This window comes from Burkholderia gladioli, from assembly GCF_000959725.1.
Classification (GTDB): domain Bacteria; phylum Pseudomonadota; class Gammaproteobacteria; order Burkholderiales; family Burkholderiaceae; genus Burkholderia; species Burkholderia gladioli.
In genome coordinates this window covers 2,902,883-2,924,983 of sequence record NZ_CP009322.1, presented here as the reverse complement: position 1 = coordinate 2,924,983, position 22,101 = coordinate 2,902,883, and the positions used below count along the sequence as shown (strand labels likewise).

15 protein-coding genes are annotated in these 22,101 nt (G+C 66.9%); 10 read left to right on the top strand and 5 right to left on the bottom strand.

What is annotated here, in order from left to right; genetic code table 11:
* Nucleotides 1–123 precede the first annotated feature (123 nt).
* The 5 genes from BM43_RS12780 to BM43_RS12760 all read left to right on the top strand — a co-directional run bounded on the left by BM43_RS12780 (nt 124) and on the right by BM43_RS12760 (nt 7,053).
* Nucleotides 124–1,296, top strand: coding sequence for a histidine kinase (locus tag BM43_RS12780; protein WP_036055338.1), 1,173 nt, complete (start codon nt 124–126; stop codon nt 1,294–1,296).
* Nucleotides 1,283–3,919 carry a T6SS effector BTH_I2691 family protein gene (locus tag BM43_RS12775; protein WP_036055339.1) on the top strand — a complete coding sequence of 879 codons (2,637 nt, stop codon included), beginning with the start codon at nt 1,283–1,285 and terminating at the stop codon, nt 3,917–3,919. The genes BM43_RS12780 and BM43_RS12775 overlap by 14 nt, the downstream gene beginning before the upstream one ends.
* A 3-nt stretch (nt 3,920–3,922) precedes the next feature.
* Entirely contained in the window at nt 3,923–5,005 is a 1,083-nt protein-coding gene (locus BM43_RS12770) for a DUF6708 domain-containing protein (RefSeq protein ID WP_036055340.1), read from the top strand.
* A gap of 141 nt (nt 5,006–5,146) precedes the next feature.
* Nucleotides 5,147–5,851, top strand: a complete 705-nt coding sequence (locus tag BM43_RS12765) for a helix-turn-helix transcriptional regulator (protein ID WP_036055341.1) — start codon at nt 5,147–5,149, stop codon at nt 5,849–5,851.
* 131 nt (nt 5,852–5,982) lie between these two features.
* The gene (locus BM43_RS12760) at nt 5,983–7,053 is read left to right on the top strand and encodes a DNA alkylation repair protein (RefSeq protein WP_036055342.1); all 1,071 of its coding nucleotides are present in this window, start codon (nt 5,983–5,985) and stop codon (nt 7,051–7,053) included.
* Between the two features lie 34 nt (nt 7,054–7,087).
* Here BM43_RS12760 and BM43_RS12755 read toward each other — a convergent pair whose 3' ends face one another.
* Nucleotides 7,088–7,720 (bottom strand): trimeric intracellular cation channel family protein, encoded by a 633-nt coding sequence (locus BM43_RS12755; protein WP_036055343.1) that lies wholly within the window; start codon nt 7,718–7,720, stop codon nt 7,088–7,090.
* Between the two features lie 240 nt (nt 7,721–7,960).
* Nucleotides 7,961–8,917 carry a helix-turn-helix domain-containing protein gene (locus BM43_RS12750; RefSeq protein ID WP_036055344.1) on the bottom strand — a complete coding sequence of 319 codons (957 nt, stop codon included), beginning with the start codon at nt 8,915–8,917 and terminating at the stop codon, nt 7,961–7,963.
* A 150-nt stretch (nt 8,918–9,067) separates the two neighbouring features.
* Between BM43_RS12750 and BM43_RS12745 the strand changes: the two genes are divergently transcribed.
* The gene (locus BM43_RS12745; RefSeq protein ID WP_017918952.1) at nt 9,068–9,967 is read left to right on the top strand and encodes a DMT family transporter; all 900 of its coding nucleotides are present in this window, start codon (nt 9,068–9,070) and stop codon (nt 9,965–9,967) included.
* 37 nt (nt 9,968–10,004) lie between these two features.
* Here BM43_RS12745 and BM43_RS12740 read toward each other — a convergent pair whose 3' ends face one another.
* Complete coding sequence (locus BM43_RS12740) at nt 10,005–10,937, bottom strand: haloacid dehalogenase type II (protein ID WP_230676392.1); 933 nt, start codon at nt 10,935–10,937, stop codon at nt 10,005–10,007.
* Between the two features lie 504 nt (nt 10,938–11,441).
* Here BM43_RS12740 and BM43_RS12735 point away from each other — a divergent pair.
* The gene (locus BM43_RS12735) at nt 11,442–14,324 is read left to right on the top strand and encodes a glycoside hydrolase family 2 protein (RefSeq protein WP_036055345.1); all 2,883 of its coding nucleotides are present in this window, start codon (nt 11,442–11,444) and stop codon (nt 14,322–14,324) included.
* A gap of 57 nt (nt 14,325–14,381) precedes the next feature.
* On the opposite strand, the gene BM43_RS12730 is transcribed toward BM43_RS12735, so the two are convergent.
* The gene (locus tag BM43_RS12730) at nt 14,382–17,030 is read right to left on the bottom strand and encodes a GH92 family glycosyl hydrolase (protein WP_036055346.1); all 2,649 of its coding nucleotides are present in this window, start codon (nt 17,028–17,030) and stop codon (nt 14,382–14,384) included.
* Between the two features lie 401 nt (nt 17,031–17,431).
* The gene (locus BM43_RS12725) at nt 17,432–18,340 is read right to left on the bottom strand and encodes a LysR substrate-binding domain-containing protein (protein WP_036055347.1); all 909 of its coding nucleotides are present in this window, start codon (nt 18,338–18,340) and stop codon (nt 17,432–17,434) included.
* 260 nt (nt 18,341–18,600) lie between these two features.
* Here BM43_RS12725 and phnX point away from each other — a divergent pair, with 260 nt between their 5' ends.
* Genes phnX through BM43_RS12710 form a run of 3 tightly spaced genes read left to right on the top strand, consistent with a single transcriptional unit; the run spans nt 18,601 to nt 22,056 of the window.
* Nucleotides 18,601–19,458, top strand: a complete 858-nt coding sequence (phnX, locus tag BM43_RS12720) for a phosphonoacetaldehyde hydrolase (RefSeq protein WP_036055348.1) — start codon at nt 18,601–18,603, stop codon at nt 19,456–19,458.
* Nucleotides 19,455–20,585 (top strand): iron-containing alcohol dehydrogenase PsrA, encoded by a 1,131-nt coding sequence (gene psrA / locus BM43_RS12715; protein ID WP_036055349.1) that lies wholly within the window; start codon nt 19,455–19,457, stop codon nt 20,583–20,585. The genes phnX and psrA overlap by 4 nt, the downstream gene beginning before the upstream one ends.
* A 16-nt stretch (nt 20,586–20,601) precedes the next feature.
* Nucleotides 20,602–22,056, top strand: coding sequence for an MFS transporter (locus tag BM43_RS12710; protein ID WP_036055350.1), 1,455 nt, complete (start codon nt 20,602–20,604; stop codon nt 22,054–22,056).
* Nucleotides 22,057–22,101: the final 45 nt, after the last annotated feature.

Below are 22,101 nucleotides of genomic sequence, written 5' to 3'. Positions count from 1 at the left end.
GGCCCCAGGTCCGCCGCGCGGCACCGGCTCGGGCGCGCGGCACCGATTCCAGGCGACGCGACGATGCCATTCCTGATCCACCCAGGCCGGCGGCCAGCGCCGGTCGCATTTCGGGAGCATCGCATGACGACGCAGCATGATCCGGCCGGCACCCGGCCGCAGGCATTCCAGGGCCTCGACCAGGCGGCCGCGCAGGCGCGGGCCGTGGTGGAGGAATGGAAGGCCGAGCAGGTCTATCCGTTTCCGGAGCCGCCGGGCACCTCGATCGAGCAGATCGAGCGGCAGGTGTTCGACATCGTGGCGGTGCATGTCGCCCGCCATCTCCCCGGCTTCGACGCGATCCAGCGCCGCAGCAAGGCGTTCCAGCTTCGCATGCTGAGGCAGGCGATCCAGACCAGCCCCGAGTCGCTGCAGCTCATCCTCGACGAGGTGCTGCGCCTGCCGAAGCCGCAGCGCGACGAGCTCGCCCATCTGCTGCGCGATACCCCGCTGTCGTCGATCGTCGGCGCGACCCGGGTCGTCTCCGAGCGCCTGCGTTTCATCGCGGGGCTCGAAGTGCTGTTGTTCGATCCCGAACCGAAACGGCGCTTGAAGGAGCGCACGCAACTGCATCGCATCGTCGCGGAGAACTGCTGGCTGTTCGGCGAGGAGTACAGCCTGTCGGTCGACGATCAATCGCTGACGGCCGTGCTGGCGGAGCACCGGAAATGGCTGGGCCGCGATCTCGTCATCGACGCGCCGGTGAAGCATGTCTCGCGCACGCGCGGCATCGTCGACCTGATGCTGTCGAAGGCGACCCGGTCGCATCGCGCGAATGGCCTGTCGCATCTGATCGTCGAGCTGAAGGCGCCGCGGGTGAAGATCGGCTCGGAGGAGATCACGCAGATCCAGGCCTATGCCTTCAGCGTGATGCGCGACCCTCGCTTTTCGATGGTGAAGGTGAACTGGAATTTCTGGGTGATCGGCGACGAACTGGCGCCTTATGCCGAGGCACTCGCCCAGGACGATACCGGCCTGATCTACGCGAAGGCGAACGTGACGATCCAGGTGAAGACCTGGGCGCAGATCCTCGACGAGAACCGTTCCCGCCTGCAGTTCTTCCTGGACAAGTTCGACTTGCAGGTCGACCGGGCCGCCTCGCTTGCTTATCTGCGAGATCGCTACGCCGACTACCTGGAAGGCGTGTTCGAGGTGCGGGAACCCTTGGCGCCGTGGGGCGGCGCTCCGGCCTCAAGCGGCGAATCCGATGCGCCGTCGCACAACCCGGCACGAGGGGCACGCCATGTCGATACGTAAGGGCTGCCCGATCTGCGATCGTGACTCGCTGCTCATCTATCCCGTTCGTTATGCGATCGCCTGCCCTCGCGGCGCGGCAAAGGTCCCCGCCTTGTCCGGAAATTTTCGAGTCGACGATCGCGCGCCGCAGGACGTCGCGACGGCGCGATACACCTTGCGTTCGCTGCGAGGGGGGTACCTCTATACCTACGACGAAAAGCGCAAGCTTCTGCGTGCCTACATGGTGACGGGCGACGGCGCGTTATGGAAATTTCCGCCGGGCATCGCGCCGCCGCCCGGCAACAGCGCCAAATACAACCTGACCGCGAATCTCTGTCCGCTCGGTGACGACTATCCGCAATCCTACGGCCTCTGCGTGAGCATCCAGCACACGCCTGGCGACGACGAGGCCACGAAGCTCTGGATCGGATGGTCCAATGTGCGTTGGACTCGGGATATGGTCTTCAAGAAGATCGAGGATATCGCTTGGCGCAAGCTGCATATGCAGTGCATCGATGTGTCGGCGATGATCGCCGGCGGCGCTGCCCATACGGGGGAATTCGAGGCGGTGCGTAGCGGGATCTCGCATTTCGCGATGGACCATCGCGCCATGGCGGAAGCCTTCAATTTCAGCAATTGCGCACCCAATGACGACATCCGTCTGCGTCAAACCCATGCGGATGCGCGCATCGCCAAGGTAATGGCCGAATCGCCGCTGAAGCAGGGTTTCGTGATTGCCGTCAACGATCCCGTCGGCATCGCGAATGATCTTGCCGAGTTGACCATCCCTGATTCGCACAACGGTTTCGACACGGGGATTTACTGGAAGTACGTGTCGGCGCAACTCCTGGAGCGTGCCGAGGTGGGCATTCGGGCCAATGCGAAGGCCAGTGCCGGGCTTGGCTACGGCATATCGAAACGTATCGCCGATGCCAATGCTCTCAATGCCGTGGTCCGCGCGCCGGGAGAGCCGGCGGCGGACCTGGCCGGGCTCTATCGCTTCGTGCGCAGGTGGATCGCGACCGGCAGCGCCGGTAGGGCCGCCAGGGCCGAGCAACGGAAAATCGACGATATCCCGACCGCCGAGCTGGAAGCGGCCGACGAGGCATGGGCCGCGGCATGCGCCAGGATGGGGCCGGACGGCAAGCCGTTGATCGGCCGCGACGGAAAGCCCGTGAGCGTGATCGACACGCAGGCGCTTGAGCGTTTTCGGAAGGATGAGTATCCCCGCGCGCTCGATGCGTTCAAGCCCGGGTGGTCGGCTCTCGTGCAGGCACATGCCGAGTGGCTCAAGTGCAGCTTGCTCGCCGATTGGATGACGGGTAATCACGATATGCGGGATTTGCGCAGCGGGTACGCATACAGCGAATCGTGTGCGCAATCGATCGGGGCGGCTGCCGGTACGCAAGCATGCCGGAAGGTGCTGGATGACTGGTTGAACGGCCAGGCCTCGGATACTCGCAACCTGTACGTGCGCGCGCTCCTGTTCAATCAGGAAACGCTGATGGCGGCCGCCGATGGCCAGGTGCGCGGCTCGGATATTCAGTACGAGAACATCCTGAACCTCTACAAGGCGTCCATCGAGAATATCGAGCAGTTCGGAACGGCTGGAAATCTGCGGGACCGGCTGGTTGTGACCACGGCGAACACGATCGTCGATGTGCTGGCGAAAGGGGCGAGGGGCGTGGCTGCCGGCTTCGTGACGATCCGGCTGTCGATGCACGCGGGCGTATCGATCAAGGCCGCGGGTCTCACGCCGATCGAAATGCGCACCTGGGTGCTCAAGCAGGGGGAGGCGCTGGGCTTGAAGCTGGACGGCGACCGCCTGGCGCAGCAGGCCGCCGCCGCCAATATCCGTCGTGAGGTCTTCAAGGCGGCACCGCCTTCCGATCTCGCCGTGTTTGCCTATGCGATCGATACCGATGCGTGGGTGAGGGCGGGCAAGCTGGAGGCGAGTGAAGTCAAGGCCATCAAGCTGCCTGGCGTGGACATGACGCGCAAATGGCTCGGAGCATCGTCGCCGGTCGAGTTTCACCAGGGCGTCGCCACCGCGATTTTTCAGCTCGTTGCGTTGCGGTTTGCGTATGCGGATTTCAATGAGAGCGATCGCTTCAACTACGACGAAACGCTGCTGAAGCTGACCGGCTCGGTGGTTGCCATCCTGGGCAATATCGTCGAGACGGTTTCGGAGACGTTCATCAAGGCGCCCGTTCATCCGCTTTCGGATTTCATCATGAAGCATTGGGCGTGGTTCAACAGGAAGACAGCGGGAGTGGCGGCGCATGCCGGGCGATGGGTCGGTGCGCTCGCGGGTGTTTTCGTCTCGGGCGTGGATTTGTTTGGAAAGGCACCGGGAGCCTTGAGGAATCACGAGAAGAATGTGGCGGCCCTTTATCTTTCGAGTGGCATTCTTGGTATGTACATTGCGCTCTCTCCGGCTGTTTCATCAATTCCGCTCATTGGTGCATGGTTGCCTCCGCTGTGGCCGATTCTGGTGGTTTCGATTGCCATCGGCGTCGTGGTTGTTCATGTGGAATCGACCGCAATCGTTGAATGGGTGGCGCGTTGCAAGTTCAGTAAAACGCCAGCTTATCGCTCGTTGGATGAGGAGTTGAAGGCCTTCAATTTCGCCGTGGAGCGCTAAGGCATGGACGAGCGACTGTTCAGGAAAGGTGCCGGTGGTGCTATTCCAGCGTGGGATCAGGTGCATCGGCTCTCGATTAATCAATCAGTTGGGCCTGAAATCAAGGATTTGGGGTCGACATTCAGTATTAATTCGAAATTCATGGACGTGATCGATCCAATTCTTCTGGATAAGCAATGGGTCGTCATGGGTGTGCTCATGGCTTTTTTGTCGCTGGGTATGGGTCCATATATTTATTGGCTGACCTTCATTCGTTATCCATGGGGCGGCATGGTTGAAATATTGCTTTCGTTTCTGCCCTTGTTGCTTTTTGGCCCGACTGTCTGGTATCTCGGCCCCAACCTGTTCTTTGGCCTGCGTTACCGTCCCATCCGCCTTCACCGCGCGACCCGCAAGATCTACGCGATCCGGCGTCGCCGGTTTTTCTCGAAGCCAGGGCAAGGCGATATCGTCTGGGAAGCACCCTGGACGGAGGAATCGATCTTCTGCCTTCATCGCGAGATCACGCCATACGGCACGTACTATCACATCCGCCACTACACGGTAGACGAGCAAGGCAAGGTCACGCGGGCATTCTCCATCGGTCGCGAGTGGCAAAAAACGGAAGCCCGTCTGGCGCTGGCGCAATGGAACTATTGGTGCCGCTACATGAACGAGGGCCCGCGGGACCTGCCCAAACCCATGCTGTTCCACACTCGGCATGAAACACCTCGCGAATCCTTCCTCTTCTCGCTATACGACTTCGGCATGAACGTGCCGGCGTTCATGCGCTTGCTGGTGATGCCGCCCGTCCTCTTCTTCACCTTGATGCGAATGATCTCGAACGCCACCTGCCGCGCGCCGATCTGGCCCGACGAGATCGCGAACCTGTCCATCATCGCCCCTGACGATCCCTACGCGGAACCGCGACAAGGAACGCCAATCGGCTGGGCCGAAACGATACTGGCTCAGAAGCGTGGCGACTACCCTGACGACGATCACGCGCGGGTACGGGATTGGGCCGGCGAGCCGGATGGAGAAAAACACGCCGATGCCTGGTTGGATAACCCGTCCCGAGCACTTGCCGCCCAGCGCGCGACATCGTGAGAAACGAACCCGGCCACCAACCCGCATTTCCCACCAAAAGCAACTAACCAGCCTCCCTCTCCTGCCCCGAGCCCTTACAATCGCGGGCACGTTGCCGGCCGCCAACCGGCAACGCGACATACACGCCACCGGGAGCCCGCCATGTCACGTTCGGGACGTCTGCTCAACCTGCTGGAACTGCTGCGCGCCAGGCGCCGCCCGGTCACGGCGGCGCAGCTCGCCACCGAGCTGGCCGTGTCGGAGCGCACCGTCTATCGCGACATCGCCGAACTGATCGCGCAGGGCGCCCCGATCGAGGGCAGTGCCGGCGTCGGCTACCTGCTGCGCGCCGGCCATTTCCTGCCGCCGCTGATGTTCGCGCGCGAGGAGATCGAGGCGATCGTGCTGGGGCTCCACTATGTCGACCAGCGCGGCGACGAGATTCTGAAGACGGCCGCGGCGGCCGCGCTGGCCAAGATCGCCGCGGTGCTGCCGCCCGATGCCGGCGCGACCCTCGACGCGCCGCTCGCCATGCCGGGGCCACCCGCGCCCTCGTTTCCCGCCAACGTGGTCGAACTGGGCCGGCTGCGCGCGGCGATCCGTGCCGAGCGGCGGCTCGAGATCGTCTATGTGGACGTGGCCGGCAGCCAGTCGCATCGCATTGTCTGGCCGGTCCAGATCGGCTTCATGGACAATGCGCGCGTGCTGGCCGCCTGGTGCGAACTGCGCGAGGCCTTCCGCACCTTCCGCACCGACCGGATCCAGGCCGCCACCGAGCTCGACCGCTACCCGGCGCGGCGCGCGGCCCTGATGCGCGGGCTGCATGCGCAACTGGCGCTGTCCCTGCAGTCTCCTGACAAAAACTGACAGCGCGATCGGCGAAGCTACCGGCTTTCCGATCACGCGCGCGCGGTTCTCCGCGCGGCCACCGCGCCATGTCCACCCAGGCTCCCGATTCTCCTGATTCCCTCGATTCCCCGGTCCTTCTCAAGGACTCGATGGGCGAACGGCAATTCCGTTCGCTGCTCTCCACGCTGAAACTGATCGAGCGCAGCTTCGATACGCGGCGCTTCCTGGCGGTCGCGCTCGATGGCCTCGACGAGCTGTCGCTGATGGCGCGCGTGCGTCGCGCCAGCCTCGCGATCGAGGCCGGCGCGCAAGCGCTGCCGGGCGGCTACGACACTGTGCTGACGCTGCTGGCCGAGGCCGCGCCGCACCTGGGCGGCGGCTTCCTGTCGCTGGTCGCGCCCGACTACGTCGGCCAGTTCGGCCGTCACGACTTCGATCGCTCGATGGCGGCGCTGGCCTTCTTCACGCGCTTCGGCAGCTCGGAATTCGCGGTGCGCGAATTCCTGCGCGACGATCCGCGACGCGCGCTGGCCACGCTGCGCGACTGGTCCCGGCACGAGGACCAAGCCGTGCGCCGGCTGGCCAGCGAAGGCAGCCGGCCGCGCCTGCCCTGGTCGTTCCGGCTGCGCGAGATCGAGGCCGATCCCGCGCTGGCCGCGCCGATCCTCGACAATCTGTGCGCCGACCCGAGCGACTACGTGCGCCGCTCGGTGGCCAACCACCTGAACGACGTCACCAAGCTGCATCCGGATTGGGTGCTGGAACGTGCCGCCGCATGGGGCGGCGCCGATGCCGGCACGCGCTGGATCGTCCGGCATGCGCTGCGCACGCTGGTCAAGCGCGGCGACGCGCGGGCGCTGGCGCTGCTCGGCGCGAGCGGCGCGGCGCGGATCGAGGCGGTGCCGTTCGCGGTGACGCCGGCGCGCATCGAACTCGGCGAGACGGTCACGCTGGCCGCCGAGCTTGTGTCCACGGCGCAGGACGTGCAGCGGCTGGTGGTCGATTACCGGATCGGCTACGTGAAGAAGAACGGCAGCACCGCGCACAAGGTCTTCAAGCTCAGGGAGCTGACGCTGGCGCCGGGGCAGCGCATCGATATCGTGCGCAGCCAGCGGATCCGCGATTTCACGACGCGCACGCATTACGCGGGGCGCCATGGCGTCGAGCTGATCGTGAACGGCGCGGTGGTGGCGCAGGCGCATTTCGACCTCGCCTGCTGAGTCGAGCCGGGCGGCCCGGCGCCGGGGGCGGCCTTCAGCGGCCGTCGGTCTGCCGCGAGCCGAACACCGGCAGCCGCCAGCCGAAGTACAGCGAGGACAGCCGGATCGCCACGCAGGAGCCGATCGCGAGCCAGGGCGCGAGCGTCGGCAGCCAGTTGGTGCGCAGCGAGACGACCTCGACGGTCGCGCCGAACAGGGCGGCCAGCGCGTAGATCTCGCGCTGCAGGATGGCCGGCACGCGCGACAGCAGCACGTCGCGGATCACGCCGCCGCCCACCGCGCTGAACATGCCCAGCAGGATCGCGACCTCGGCGCTCCCGCTGTAGGCCAGCGCCTTCTGCGCGCCGGCCACGGAGAACATGCCGAGCCCGATCGCATCGAACAGCAGCACCGGATAACGCAGCCGCCGGACCTTCTGGTAGGCGGCGATGGTCAGCGCCGCGGCGACCAGCGACACCACCAGGTAGCTCCAGTTCGAGAGGCCGGCCGGCGGCACGGCGCCGATGCAGACGTCGCGCACGATGCCGCCGCCGCAGGCGACGATGAAGGTGACGAAGGCCACGCCGAACAGGTCGAGGCGCCGCTGGCGGGCCGCCACGGCGCCGCTGATCGCGAACGCGAAGGTGCCCGTCAGGTCCAGCAGCGTGTAGGCGACGTGGCCGTTCATGCGCGCGGCTCCGAGGGAGCGCGGCGGCTGGTTTGGCAAGCCGCCGGCAGTCCGTCGGAGCGGCCGAGCGGGCGCGGTGAGGGCAGCGCGATGGCGCTGGTCGGGAGGGGGAACGGGAAAATCATCGTCGATCGGAGCTTGAGCGAGGTAACGATGATAGGCAGATGCTCGAAAACTGCAACCGTCGACGCCCGGCGCGGGCGCCAGCCCAGCCGTGCAGGGGCTCAGGCGCTCAGGCGCTCAGGCGCCGCCCAGCAGGGCCTTGCGGAACACGGTGGGCGCCACGCCGTGCGCGTCGCGGAAGCGATGGCTGAAATGCGCGGCATTCGCGTAGCCGCACTGCTCGGCGACCTGCGCGAGCGGCAGCGCGGTGCCGCGCAGCAGCTCGCGGGCGCGGGCCAGCCGCTGCTCGGCGATCCAGGCATGTGGCGGCGCGCCGAACGAGACCCGGAACATGCGCGCGAAATGGTATTCCGACAGCGCGGCGAGATCGGCCAGCTCGCCGAGCGTGATCGACTGCCCGAGGCTCGCGTCCACATAATCGCGCACACGCCGGCGCACCGTCGGCGACAGCCCGCCGGTACGCGGCACGCCGCTGCGCACCACGCTTTGCTCGCGCAGCAGCCGGCTCAGCACCTCGTGGGCGGTTTCGTTGGCGCGCAGCCGGCCGTCGACGTCGTCCCAGCTTTCCAGCAGCAGCGAGCGGCACAGCTCGGCGATGCGCGGATCCTCGAAGTAGGTGCGATCGGCCAGTTCCAGCTCGCGCGGCTCGCGGTCCAGTTCGCGCACGGCGCGGCGCGCGAAGTGCTCGGGCAGGAAGTAGAGATGCATGAAATGCATCTGGCCGCGCACCCACCAGCGCGATTCGTGGTCGCCGGGCAGCGCGCAGAGCCGGCTCGGCGCGCCGTAGCCGGGCACCCGCTGCCGTTCGGTGCGATAACCGCCCGCCAGGTAGCACGACAGCGTGTGATGGCCGGGCTGCTCGTAGACGGTTTCGGCGATCTCGGTCTCGCGCGTCCATTCGGCGATCGCGAGGTGGTCGCCCAGCCAGGCGAAGCGCTCGAGCCGGGCGTCCGCCTCGGCCAGCGTGCGGCAGACCGACTGCAGGCCGAACGGCAGATCGGCCGCGCCGGCCAGTTCGGAGGCGGACGCGGGCGGTTCGACGAGAATCGGGGCGGATGGGCGGAGGGAGCTCATGTGCGCAGTATAGGGGCGCGCGCGCGGCTGCGCCGGGCCGTAACGGAAAGACCGCAATTTCGGACAAGTGGCCGGACATGGGCGGCGGCACAGTAGCTGCCGGGGATCGACCGATTCCCGCTCCCTCACCTTTTTCCTGCCGCGCGTCTCATGAATCTTCTGCTTTATGCCGTCACCGTGCTGATCTGGGGCACCACCTGGATCGCCATCAAATGGCAGCTCGACAGCGTGCCGCCGCCCATCTCGATCGCCTTGCGCTTCTGGATCGCCGCGGCCGTGCTGTTCCTGCTGCTGCGCGTGCTGCGCCGGCCGATCCGGCCGCCGCGCGAGGCCTGGCGCTTCCTGGTCGCGCAGGGCGTGGCGCTGTTTTGTCTGAACTTTCTGTGCTTCTACTACGCCGAGCGCGTGGTGCCGAGCGGGCTGGTGGCCGTGGTGTTCTCGATCGCGCCGCTGCTGAACGCGATCAACGGCCGGATCTTCCTGGGCCGGCCGCTGCAGCCCACCGCGATCGCCGGCGCGCTGCTGGGCCTGCTCGGCATCGGCTGCCTGTTCTACCAGCAGATGGCGGGGCATCTCGGCGACGCGGCCACCTGGCGCGGCCTGGTGATCGCCTTCGCGGGCACCATGTGCTTCTCCACCGGCAGCCTGCTGTCGAGCCGGATGCAGGCGATGGGGCTGCACCCGCTCACCACCAACAGCTGGGCGATGCTGATCGGCGCCGCGGTGCTCACGCTCGGCTCGGCCGTGGCGGGGCTGTCCTTCGTGCCCGAGATGACGCCGCGCTATCTCGGCGCGCTGGCCTACCTGGCGCTGCCGGGCTCGGTGATCGGCTTCACCTCCTACCTGATGCTGGTCGGCCGGATCGGGCCGGAGCGCGCGGCTTACTGCACGGTGCTGTTCCCGTTCGTGGCGCTGAGCGCGTCGACGCTGTTCGAGGGCTATCGCTGGTCGACGCTGGCGGTGATCGGGCTGGTGCTGGTGGTGGCGGGGAACCTGGTGGCCTTCGATCTGGGACGCAAGCTGTTCCTGCGGCGGCGCGGGCTGGCGTGAGGGGGCGCGGTGGCTCCACCGCGCACCATTCAACCAGCTAGGCCCCGAGCAAGTCCGCCAATTCGGTGAAGCTGTCGGCCACCAGGTCGAAGCGAGGGTCGGGCTGCGTATCGACCTTGCCGCCGGGGCCTGCTTCCAGCGGTCGGCGAATGAAGGCGGTGCGCAAACCTTGCCCGTGCGCGCCGAGGAGATCGGGTTTGTGGCAGGCCACCATCATGATTTCCTCGGGTTTCAGGCCGAGATAGGTCGGCGCCATCTGGTACACCTTGGGCGCCGGCTTGACGGCCCTGGCCAGTTCGGCCGTCATGACCAGATCCCAGCGGAAATCGCGCACGCGCGCCAGCATCGCCATGTCGGCCATGTCCGCGTTCGACAGGGTGGCGAGCAGATAGGGCTGATGCAGGCGCCGCAAACCGGGGATGACATCCTGCCAGGTGCGCAATCGCTGCCAGATGTCGTTCAGGTTCTCGAGATCCGCCTGCAACGCGCTGTCCAGGCCACGCCGTCGAAGCGTGCTTTCCAGCGCGTCGAGCCGCAATGCGGCCAGGCTTTGCCACGGGCGCTGGCCATCGAAAATCGCCTTGAATCCGGCCAGCATCAGCCCCGACCATTCGGTGGCGATGGCGGGCCAGTCGATTTCCAGCCCTCGCGCCTTGCTCAGCGCGCGGCCCTCCTCGACGACGCTGCTCCAATAGTCGGTGCAGGTGCCATAGACGTCGAACACCAGCGCCTTGATGCCGTTCCGTCCGGCGGGCGCGCTGGTGACAGGCATGTCGGCCGCCGGCATCGACTGGGCCAGGACCGACGCGCTCGGCGTCAAGGCGGCGGCGACACCCGCCACGAGCAGGCCGCGCCGGGAGAGCCGGACGGCATCGCCGCCGCCGGAACCCGTCTGCGCGGCCCGGTCTGCCGTGTTGGAGGCATGTGCCGCTTGCAGGCGGGGGAAAGGCTGACTACGTCGTGTGTTCATGTGGCAAGGACCTTTGAGGGATGCGTTCCACGGTGTTGTAGATACAACCAATTGACCGAAACTCCGCCAGGGCGACCGGGGGCCACCTTGGCGGAAGCCGCGGCAACTACCGATCAGGCATCGTCATTGGAGTACCGGAACGTATGGCGTTTGTGTCGCGAGACGGCACTTTTGTATTCGCAAGTATCGGGAGCTGTCGGGGATACATGCGAATACAAAGGCGAAGCCAAGAATCCTCGATCGATTGCCAATTTCCACGAATCGAATTCAATCCAATCCCGCCGATTCGACACAAAACAGCGAAGCCCCGAAAACTAAACTGCATGCGCCGAGGGTTAACGCAGGTGTGCGTGACTGCTTCGCAAAACAATACTGATCCTGGCCGCGTTTACCATGCTGTTTCATCAAAATACCTAAACAACTCGTCAATCGCGATTCAGCGAGGGAACCGGGCCGTCTTGCGCCAGCAATTCGTGAGTTCCACCCCCCAGACTGGAGAACGACATGCCATCGGCACCGCGTCGAAAATTCCTCGGTTACAGCTCGGCCCTGGTGGCGAGCGCCTGCCTGCCCGGCTGCAATGGTGACGGCACCGACCCCGTCGCTCCCGTCGCCGACGATCATCGCGGCGTCCCCGACACGCCGCCTGGCACACCACCCGCCACGCCGCTCGACAATCTCGCCGCCTCGCGCGAGATCAGCGGTCAATGGACCTTCATCGCCGCGTCCGAGCAGCCCGCGCTCGGCGGCGCGCAGCTCTCGAGCCCGCAAGGGCCGGCCGGCATGTCCGTGGCAACGGTGCCCGGCACCGCCCTCGACAGCATGCTCGCCAACGGCAAGTATCCCGATCCGTTCCACGGCCGGATCGTGACCGACACGATTCCCGATACGCTGAAGGACACCGATTACTGGTATCGCACGCGCTTCGCGACACCGCCGCTGCGCGCGGGCCAGCACTTGTGGTTGCGGCTGGATGGCGTCAACTACCGCGCCGAGATCTGGCTCAACGGCAGCCAGGTCGGCACGCTGGCGGGTGCTTTCAGGCACGGCTATTTCGACGTCACGCGCCTGGTCGCGCCGGCCGGCGGCGAGGCATGGCTGGCGGTGCGCGCGATCAAGCTCGACTTCTCGGAAGGCCCGCTCGAGCCGAGCTATGGCAGCGGCGTGACGCGCGGCGGCCGCAACGGCGGGCCGACCGGCATCACGCTGAAGAACGGCCCGAGCTTCTTCTGCTCGGCCGGCTGGGACTGGTTGCCGACGATTCCCGATCGCAACCTCGGCATCTGGCAGCCGGTATCCTGGTTCAGCACCGGCGCGATTCGCATCGCCGACCTGCGCGTGGACAGCACGCTCTCCGACGACCTGGGCAGCGCGCAACTGCAGCTCGACCTCTCGCTCGACAATCGCTCGGGCGCCACGGTCGCGGCCACGGTGACGGGGCGCATCGGCGAACACATCGCGTTCCGCCGCGCCATCTCGATTCCCGCCGCGGACCAGCCGAGCACGATCACGCTCACGCCGGCCGAGGTTCCCGAGCTGGCCTTGTCGAACCCGAAGCTCTGGTGGCCGAACGGTTATGGCGAGCCGAACCTGTACGCGGTCTCGGTGTCGATCGAGCTGCTGGGCCAGGTATCGGACACGCGCAGCGTGAATATCGGCCTGCGCCGCATCGACTACTCGCGCGACATCGGCCAGGGCAAGCAGCTGAGCATCAGCGTCAACAAGCTGCCGATCCTGGTGATGGGCGGCAACTGGGGCCTCGACGAGGCGCTCAAGCGGATTCCGCGCGAGCGTCTGTTCAACCAGGTGCGCCTGCATCGCGACGCCAACCTGAACCTGATCCGCAACTGGAACGGCCAGAGCACGAGCCGCGATTTCTTCGATGCCTGCGATGCCTACGGCATCCTCGTCTGGCAGGACTTCTTCTATTCGACCGAGGCGAACGGCGCGGGCCCGGCCAACCTGCCGCGCGATCTCGACAATATCCGCGATGTGATCGTGCATTTCCGCAACCATCCGTCGATCCTGCTCTGGTGCGGCGGCAACGAGGGCTCGCCGCCCGCCGCGCTGGTCAGCGGGCTCGATGCGCTGGTGAAGGAGCTCGACCCGAAGCGGCTGTGCCTGACGAGCTCGGCGGGCGATACCGGCGCGGGTGCCGTCAACGGCTATTCCTCGGGCGGGCCCTACAACTGGACCACGCCCAAATCGGCCTTCACGCGCAGCTACGGCAGGACCGCCACGGCCTTCCACAACGAGGTGGGCTCGCATTCGATCCCGACGCTCGAGTTCGTGAAATCGATGCTGCCGCCTTCGTCGTGGGAATGCCCCGACGATCACTGGGCCGATCGCGACATGAACGGCAACGGCGCCACCTACCCGCAGGTCGGCAATAAGCAGGGCGGCGCGGGCTATATCGCGGCGACCGCATTCCGCTACGGCGAGATCCGCAATCTCGCCGACTTCGTGCGCAAGGCGCAGATGATGAACTACGAATGCATCCGCTCGATCTACGAGGCGAATGCGGCCGTGATGATCGGCCCGGCGGCGGGCGCGATCACCTCGCCCGCCACCGGCGTGATCATGTGGATGACGAATCCGGCCCAGCCCAGCTTCGTCTGGCAGATGTACAGCCACGATCTCGAGCAGCATTCGTCCTTCTTCGCGGTCCGGCACGGCTGCCGCCGCGTGAACGCGATCCTCGACGCGAATAGCTTCGACCTGACGATCGCCAACCACACGGCGAAGCCGGTGGGCGGCAGCCTCGAGGCACGCGTCTACAACCTCGACAGCTCGCTGGTCGGCGTCGCCACGCCGAGCATCGCGGGCGTGGCGCCGACTTCGTATCAGGTGGTGGCGAACCTACGGACCCTGATCGCGGGCGCTGCCTCGTCCGTGTGCCTGGTCGCGCTGATCCTGCGCGATGCCGGCGGCACGACGCTTGCCGAGAATCTCTACTGGTACGAGAAGAGCGGCGCGGACAGCAGCTACGTGACGCTCGACACGATCACGCCGGCTGCGGTCTCGATCCAGGCCTCGTCCGACGAGCCGGACGAAACGAGCACGCGCATCACGGTCGAGGTGGCGAACATCGGCGGCAGCATCGCGCTGATGACGCATCTGCAACTGTTCGACCGCGCCAGCGGCGAGCGCATCCTGCCGGCCTTCTACAGCGACAACTACCTGAACCTGCTGCCGGGCGCGAGGCGGCGCGTCGTGATCGACGTCCCGCATGCGAAGGGAAGGCCGATATCGTCGGCGGCGCTGCGTGTCGACGGCTGGAAGCTCGACCGCGCCAGGTCGAGGCTGAGCCTGGGCGGCGTGCCGGTGATCTTCAACGACGCGGCGCTCGACGTCGCGCCGGCCGTGGCCACGTTCGGCAAGTGCTGAGGCAATAAAAAACAGGCGGGCCCGGTTGTCCCGGGCCCGCCTGTGCGTTTCACCGACTCAGTGCCGCGAGGCCGGCGGCGGCGCGAATGCCGTGTTCGGATCGCGGCCATCCCATTGTGCGATCCAGGCATCGTTCGGCGTCGAGCCCATCACGAAATCGAGCTTGCCGCCGGCCGCCATCTCCTCATGCGTGATGTAGGGCCGATGCAGCGGCGTGCCGTTCAGCGTGACCGACTGCACGTAGCGATTGGTCGAGGAGGGCGGCGCGCCGTTCGTCGTGTGCGCCGTGATGCTGAACTTGCGCGATCCCTGGAAGCTTAGCGCGCTGCCGTTCGCGCCGCCGCTCGCGCTCGGGATGTCGATGCTGGCTTCCTCGAACAGCGGCGTACCGAAGTAATAGACGCCGCCCACCGGGTTGAGCGAATAGATTCCCATCGCTGACAGCACGTACCAGGCCGAGAGCTGGCCGAAGTCGTCGTTGCCGGGGATGCCCGAGGCGCGAACGCGGCGCGGATCGTCCTGCGCGGTCTTCAGGCTGCTGCTGCTCAGTTCGCCGCGATCGCGCGCGGTGAGCGTGAGCGAGTACAGCTCGTCCATCACCGTGCGCACGAGATCCTGCGTCTTCGACGGCGTGCCGGCCACGTCGTAGAGATAGGGCATCTGGTTGGCCGGCTCGTTGCCGGCGACGTACTGGCCGATGCGGCCGGTCAGGTCCGGAAAGCCCTGGCCGTTGAGGTAGCCGAGCGGGTTCTTCGGGTTGAAGGCCTGGTCGAGCTGCGCGCTGAAGCTGGCCTTGCCGCCGAGCACAGAGATCAGTCCGGGGAAGTCGTGGAAGACGTTCCAGGTGTCGATCCACGAGTTGGCTTCCGAGTAATCGGTCTTCTCGGCCGCGGCCGGGTCGAAATTGCTCGACCAGTTGCCCGAGCCGCTCTTGGGCACCGCGAAGATCCAGCCGTTGTATCTGGCCGGGTTGTAGACGTTGCGGTAGTTGCCGCTGCGCGTCAGGTAGGGCTGCCAGGCCGAATCGCCCTTGCCGGCGGCCTGGCCGACGCGGGCCGTGGCCCAGTCGTCGAAGGCATAGTCCTGGGTGGTGGAGACCGAGGCGTTGTCGCCCGAGTAGACGTAGCCCTTGCTGCGGTACTGGTCGAAGCCATGGGCGCTGGCGCCCTGGGTGGTGGTGAGGGCGGTCCAGATGTCGTCGGTGCTCGCGCTGGTGAGGTGCTTCAGGTAGGCGTCGGCGATCAGCGGAATCGCCGGGTGGCCCGCCATCGTGAAGGTTTCGGTCTGCGCGAGCGGCCAGACCGGCAACTCGCCCTTGCCGTTCTGCTTGAACTGCGTGAGCAGCGACTTGACCCAGCCGTCGACGCGCTCCGGCTGCACCAGGGTCATCAACGGCGATTGCGCGCGGAACGTATCCCACAGCGAGAACGAGGAGGAATAATCGAAGCCCGGCGCCGCATGCTTGCTGGTGGTGGGCGGCGAGCTGCTGCCGTCGTTGCTCGAATCCATGCCGACATAGCTGCCGTCGGCATTGTTGTACAGCGTCGGCCCGAGCATCGCGTGATAGAGCGAGGTGTAGAACATGGTGCGCTGGTCGTCGGTGCCGCCCTTGATGCGGATCCGGCCGAGCGCGGCGGCCCAGGTCTGTTCGGCGCCGGCCTTCACCTCGTCGAAGGGCTTGGCGCCCACGTCGGCGGCGAGGTTGGCGGTGGCGTCGGCCACGCTCGACGGCGAGATGCCGACGTTCACGGTCAGCGGCGCGTCGCCCGTAGTGGCCGTGCCGAAGCTCAGGTAGGCGGTGCTGCCGTCGGCGCTGAAATTCACCTGCTTGTCGAAGGGCTGCGAAAAGCGCGCGATGAAATAGGTCGGCTTGTTGTTGGCCCAGTTGTTGGTGATCTGCCAGCCGGCGATGGTGCGCTCGTCGATCACCTGGATCTTGCCGCTCGCGAGCGTCCCGCCGATCGGGCTGGCGATGCTGACGATCATGGCGCGTTTCTGCGTCGATGCGCTCGGGAAGTAGCTGTAGCGATGCACGCCGGCATGGGCGGTAGCCGTCAGCTCGGCGAGGATGACCGCGCCCTTCACGTTCCAGGGCGTCTTGCCGGTACCTTCGGGCGCCATGCGCACGCGGTAGTAGCCGGGGCTGGCGCTTTCGTCGGCGTGGCTGAAGCGCGCGTTGTAGGTGACCGAGCTGCCCTTGATGCTGGCCAGCGTGGCCGCGTCGACCGGCGCGAGCGTCGGCAGGAAGCGCACCTCGCCGCCCGAGCCGATGCCGGCGCCCGACAGGTGCGTATGCGTGAAGCCGGTGATGTACGGATCGTCGTATTGGTAGCCCGAGGTGCGGTCCCAGTCCCAGGGCAGGGCGCTCGGGCCGCCCGTCGTGTCGGGGCCGAGCTGGACCATGCCGAACGGCACGGTCGCGCCGGGATAGGTGTGGCCGTGCCCGCGAATGCCGCTGCTCCAGTTCGCCTTGATGTCGAGATTGGCCGTGCCGATGATGGGATCGACGCTGCGCAGCAACTGGGCGGTGTCCACCGTATCGGCCGGCGTGTTGCTGCCGCTTGTCTGCGTGCTGTTGCTGCTGTTGGTGTCGGCGGCCCCCGCGCCTGAACGCGCCACGCCGATGCCGCCCGCGTCGCCGTTGTCGCCGCCGCAACCGGCCAATACCACCGCGACACCGATGCCAAGCATGTTTCGTAGTTTCATCGTCTGCTCCGTCTCTGTATCAACTGCTTGTCGAGGGCGCATGGCCCGGATTCTTATTGCATGTCGTCAGGCGCGCGAGTGCGGATGAATGGTAGGAATCCGTAGTATTGGTTCGCATGACGAGGATGCCGCATGGGTTTGGCCGGAGCAAAGGCTCCCCCAGCCGTGCGGATTCCCTTCAGGAAAGAATTGCCGCACGGATTGGCTGTTTATCGAATTTTTCCGGCCTGATTTATCGAACGCGGATGTCAATCAGAGGCGAGGACATCTATCGACAGCGTGCCAGAGAGACAAGCGGTGAACTACTCGGAGTATTCCGAATTTTTATTGTGTTTATCTAAACATTTTATCGATTGAATTCTGTTTTTGATGTAATTGATTTAACTGTTTTTCGTTGCGATTCATTCGGCATGTGCCGCGATCGGCAGCTTGCCGCCGGAGCCGGGCCGGCATTGTTTCATCGCCTCGAAGAACGCCGCCACCAACCGGCTCTCGCGCCGCTCGCGCAGGCAGCACACATGGATGTGCGTGTTGACCGGGTCGCCCTCGATTCTCACCGGCCGCAGCCGGGCCTCGTCGGGCACGTATTCGGACAGCGAGACCGTGCCGACGCCGAGCCCGCGCGCGACGGCCTCGCGCAGCGCTTCGCGGCTGCCGATCTCCATGGCGATGCGCGGCGCGGCGCCGATCGCGCCGAGCGCGTCCTCCAGCGCGCGCCGCGTGGTCGAGCCGGCTTCGCGCATCAGCAAGGGCACGGTGGCCAGTTCGGCCAGCGTGATCGATTCGCGCGCCGCGAACGGATGCGCCGCGCCGACGAAGGCGATCACCGGGTAGCTCGCATAGGGCGCCATCTCGTAGCGCTCGTCGCTGAACGAGCGCGCGATCACGCCGACGTCGCAGGCGTAGTCGTCCAGGTCGTTGAGCACGCTCTCCGAATTGCCGAGCGTGACGGATAGCTGCATGTGCGGATGCGCGGTATGGAAGGCCTCGATGATCTCGGTCACGTGGAACGGGCTGACCGCGCCGATCCGCAGCACGCCGCGCGTGAGCTCTCCGCTGTCGTGCAGCAGCGAGCGCGCGTCGTTCTCCAGGCCGTTGATCTGGCGAGCGAGCGGCAGGAAGTCGAGGCCGACCGTCGACAGCTCGACACGCCGTCCGCGGCGATGGAACAACTGCACGCCATGTTCCTGTTCGAGCGCCTGGACTTGCGAGGTGATGGTGGTCTGGCTGGTGGCGAGCGCGCGGGCCGCCGCGGTGAAGCCGCCATGCTGGACCACGGCGAGGAAGGCACGAATCTGGGTCAGGGTCATGGGTTGCGCATGAGATGAGCTGGCAAGGGCGGGCGCGGGCCGATCGATCCTGTCGAATCGGCCCTTAAAAAGCGGCTTTTCCTGTGAAGATGGGTCGATCGGCCCGCAAGCCCCGTCCCGCCTGGGTGGTCAAGGGTCGAACGATGATTCAACGATTTTTTCGATGGATCGATTCGATTTGACCGGGTAGTTCGATCATAGACCGGTCATGTTGCAAAACTATGCTGGCGTCCGTGATCCACTTTTCCCGGAGCCCAGCCATGCTGCAGCGATCCGCCCCCCTCGATGCCGCCCACCGCGCCCAGCGCGCCTATCGCGGCCCCGTTACCACCGCGATCTTCGACTGGGCCGGCACGGTGCTCGATTTCGGCTGTCTCGCGCCCGTCCATGCATTTCGTGAGGTGTTCGAAGCGGCCGGCGTGCCGATCAGCGAAGCCGAGGCGCGCGCGCCGATGGGCGCCGCCAAGCGCGAACACATCGAGTTGATCCTGGAAGACGTCGAGGTGCAGGCGCGCTGGCGCGCCGCGCGCGGCGCCGCCTCGACCGATGCCGATATCGACACGCTCTACGCGCACTTCCTGATTGCCGACGAACGCAACGTCGAGCGCTACAGCGACCTGATCCCCGGCGCGCTCGACACCATCGCCACGCTGCGCGCGCGCGGCATCCGCATCGGCAGTACCACCGGTTATCCGCGCGAGGTCATGCAACACCTGCAGCCTCTGGCCGAGCGCCACGGCTATCGTCCCGACCACTGCTGCACGGTCAGCGACGTGGCGCGCGGCCGTCCCTATCCCGACATGTGCCTGGCCAATGCGCTGGCGCTCGGCGCGCCCGACGTGCGCAGCTGCGTGGTGGTCGACGACAGCCCCACCGGCCTCGAATCGGGCCTGGCCGCGGGCATGTGGACTGTGGGCATCGTCGCCAGCGGCAACGAGGTGGGCCTCTCGCTGGCCGAGTGGCAGGCGCTCGACGCGGCCGCGCGCGATGCGCGCGTGGCGCCGGCGCGCGAGCGCATCGCCCGCACCGGCGCGCACTACGTGATCGACAGCATTGCCGACCTGCCGGCCGTGATCGACTCGATCGGCGAACGCCTGGCTGCCGGAGAAACGGCGTGAGCGACTGGCAATTCCACAACCCGGTGCGCGTGCGCTTCGGCGTCGACGCGCTGGACGCCATCGGCGAGGTGCTGGCGGGCCGCGCCTACGCGATCGTCACCTATCCCGACTCGGCCTTTCTCGCGCCCTGCGCGCGCATCGAGGCGATCGCCGGCCCGGCGCTGCTGCGCATCGATTCGGTCGAGGTCAACCCCTCGGTGACGATGCTGCGCGAGGCCTGCGCGGCGCTGGCCGCGCTGCCGGCCATGCCCGAGGTGCTGGTGGCGCTCGGCGGCGGCTCGGTGATGGATACCGCGAAGGTGCTGGCGGCCGAGCACGGCCGGCTGGAGCCGGTGCTGGCCTGGATCGCCGACGGCAGGACGCGCCGCGCCGAGCGGGCCCTGCCGATCGTCGCGATCCCGACCACCTCGGGCACCGGCAGCGAAGTGACCTCCTGGGCGACCGTGTGGGACCCCGAGCACGACCGCAAGCTCTCGCTGGCGCGCGACGATCTCTACCCCGAGACGGTGCTGGTCGATCCGCGCCTGGTGATCGGGCTGCCGCCCGCGCCGACGCTGGCCAGCGGGCTCGATGCGCTGTCGCACGCGCTGGAGAGCATCTGGAACCGCAATGCGAACCCGGTCACGCGCGGCCTGGCCGTGGATGCCGCGCGCGAGATCCTGCAGGCGCTGCCGCGCGTGATGGCCGCGCCCGGCGACCTCCACGCGCGCTCGGCAATGGCGCTCGGCGCGCTGCGCGCGGGCCTGGCCTTCTCGAACACGCGCACCGCGCTGGCCCACAACATCTCGTATGCGATCACGCTGCATCACGGCGTGGCGCACGGCATGGCCTGCTCGTTCTGCCTGCCGGCGGTGATGCGCTCGGCGATCGGCGCCGATGCGGCCTGCGATCGCGCGCTGGCCGAGGTGTTCGGCAGCCTCGAGGCCGCCCCGCGCGTGCTGGAGCAGTTCCTGGAATCGCTCGGCGTGCGCTGCGAACCCGCGGCCTACGGCATCGAGCAGGACGAATGGCAGGACATCGTCGCAAGCGCCTTCGAGGGTGCGCGCGGCCGCAATTTCATCGGCGCGCCCGCGCGCTTTCCCCAATTCGATTTCCCGGACGTGGCACTGAGCGTGCCCTCGCCGTGATCGTCAGGAGAACTTCATGACCTCGTCTCAACCCGTGCGGACCGATGCGCTGTCGCGTCTGGACAATATGCCGTGGACCTGGTTCCACACGCTGCTGGTCGCCGCGCTCGGCGTCGGCTGGGCGCTCGACTCGTTCGAGACCAACATCATCGGCAGCGTGTTCGGCGTGCTGAAGAGCCAGTGGCACCTGAGCTCGGCGCAAGGCTCGCTGGCCGTGACGATCTGGGTGTTCGGCATGCTGGTGGGCGCGATCGCGTTCGGCTACCTGGCCGACCGATTCGGCCGCAAGCGCCTGTTCCTCGCCACCCTGCTCTGGTACGCCTGCTTCAGCGTGCTGACGATCTTCTCCTGGAACTACGAGTCCTTCCTGTTCTTCCGCGCCATGACGGCGCTGGCGGTGGGTGGCGAGTATTCGGCGGTGACCGCGACGATGGGCGAGTTCATCCCGCGCCGCCATCGCGGCAAGACCGATTCGCTGATCCTGTCGGGCTTCCCGGTGGGCGCGCTGCTGTCGGCCGCGATCTCCTACTTCGTGCTGAATAACCTGCCGGCCGACGTGGCCTGGCGCGTCGGCTTCGGGCTCGGCACCACCATGGCGCTGCTGTTCTTCTGGATCCGCCGCGTGATTCCCGAATCGCCGCGCTGGCTGCTGCAGCAAGGCCGCCTCGCCGAGGCCGAGGCGATCGTCGCCGCGATCGCCGGCAGCGCCGAGCGCCCCGGCGTGAGCGAGGCCAATCGCGAACTGGCCCGCAAGCGCTACGAGCCGGCGCTGTTCACGCCCTCGCAGCCGGCCTTCTGGCGTAACGTGCGCGAGCTGTTCGGCGCCTACCGGCTGCGCTGCGGCCTGGCCAGCGCGCTGAACTTCTCGCAGGCCGCCGTGGTGTATGGCGTGCTCTCGCTGATGGCGCTGGTGATCCTGCCGTACATGAAGGTGCCGGCCGGCGACATGCCGCTCTACTACGTCTACGGCAACGCGGCCGCGCTGGTCGGCGGGCTGACCGCCTCGGTGCTGGTGGAAGCCTGGGGGCGGCGCACCTCGCTGCTGGTCAGCTACAGCTTCACGGTGGCGGCGATCGTGCTGATCTACATGATGCACGCGCTGCCGGGCATGGTGGCCGGCTACTGCCTGATCCAGTTCGGCGTGACCTGGGCCTACATCTCGGGCTACGTGGTGTCCTCGGAAGTGCTGCCGACGCGAATCCGCGCCACGGGCCTCGGTGTCTCGGTGGCGGTGGGCAGGGTCGGCGCGATGGTGGCGCCGCTGATGCTGACCAACGTCTACGCGGCCACCGGCACGCCCTCGGCCGCGCTGATCGGGCTGCTGCTGCTGGCCTTGCCCGGCCCGCTGGCCGCGCTGCTCTGGTTCGTGAACGGCCGCGAGACGCGCAACGTTTCGCTCGAGGAAGGCAGCGCCGACAACGGCACGGCCCACCAGGCCGGCTGGACCCCGCGCGCGGCGACCGCGCAATGAGCATGGCGCAATGAAAAGGGCGGGGCGGCCGGTTCCGGCTCGCCC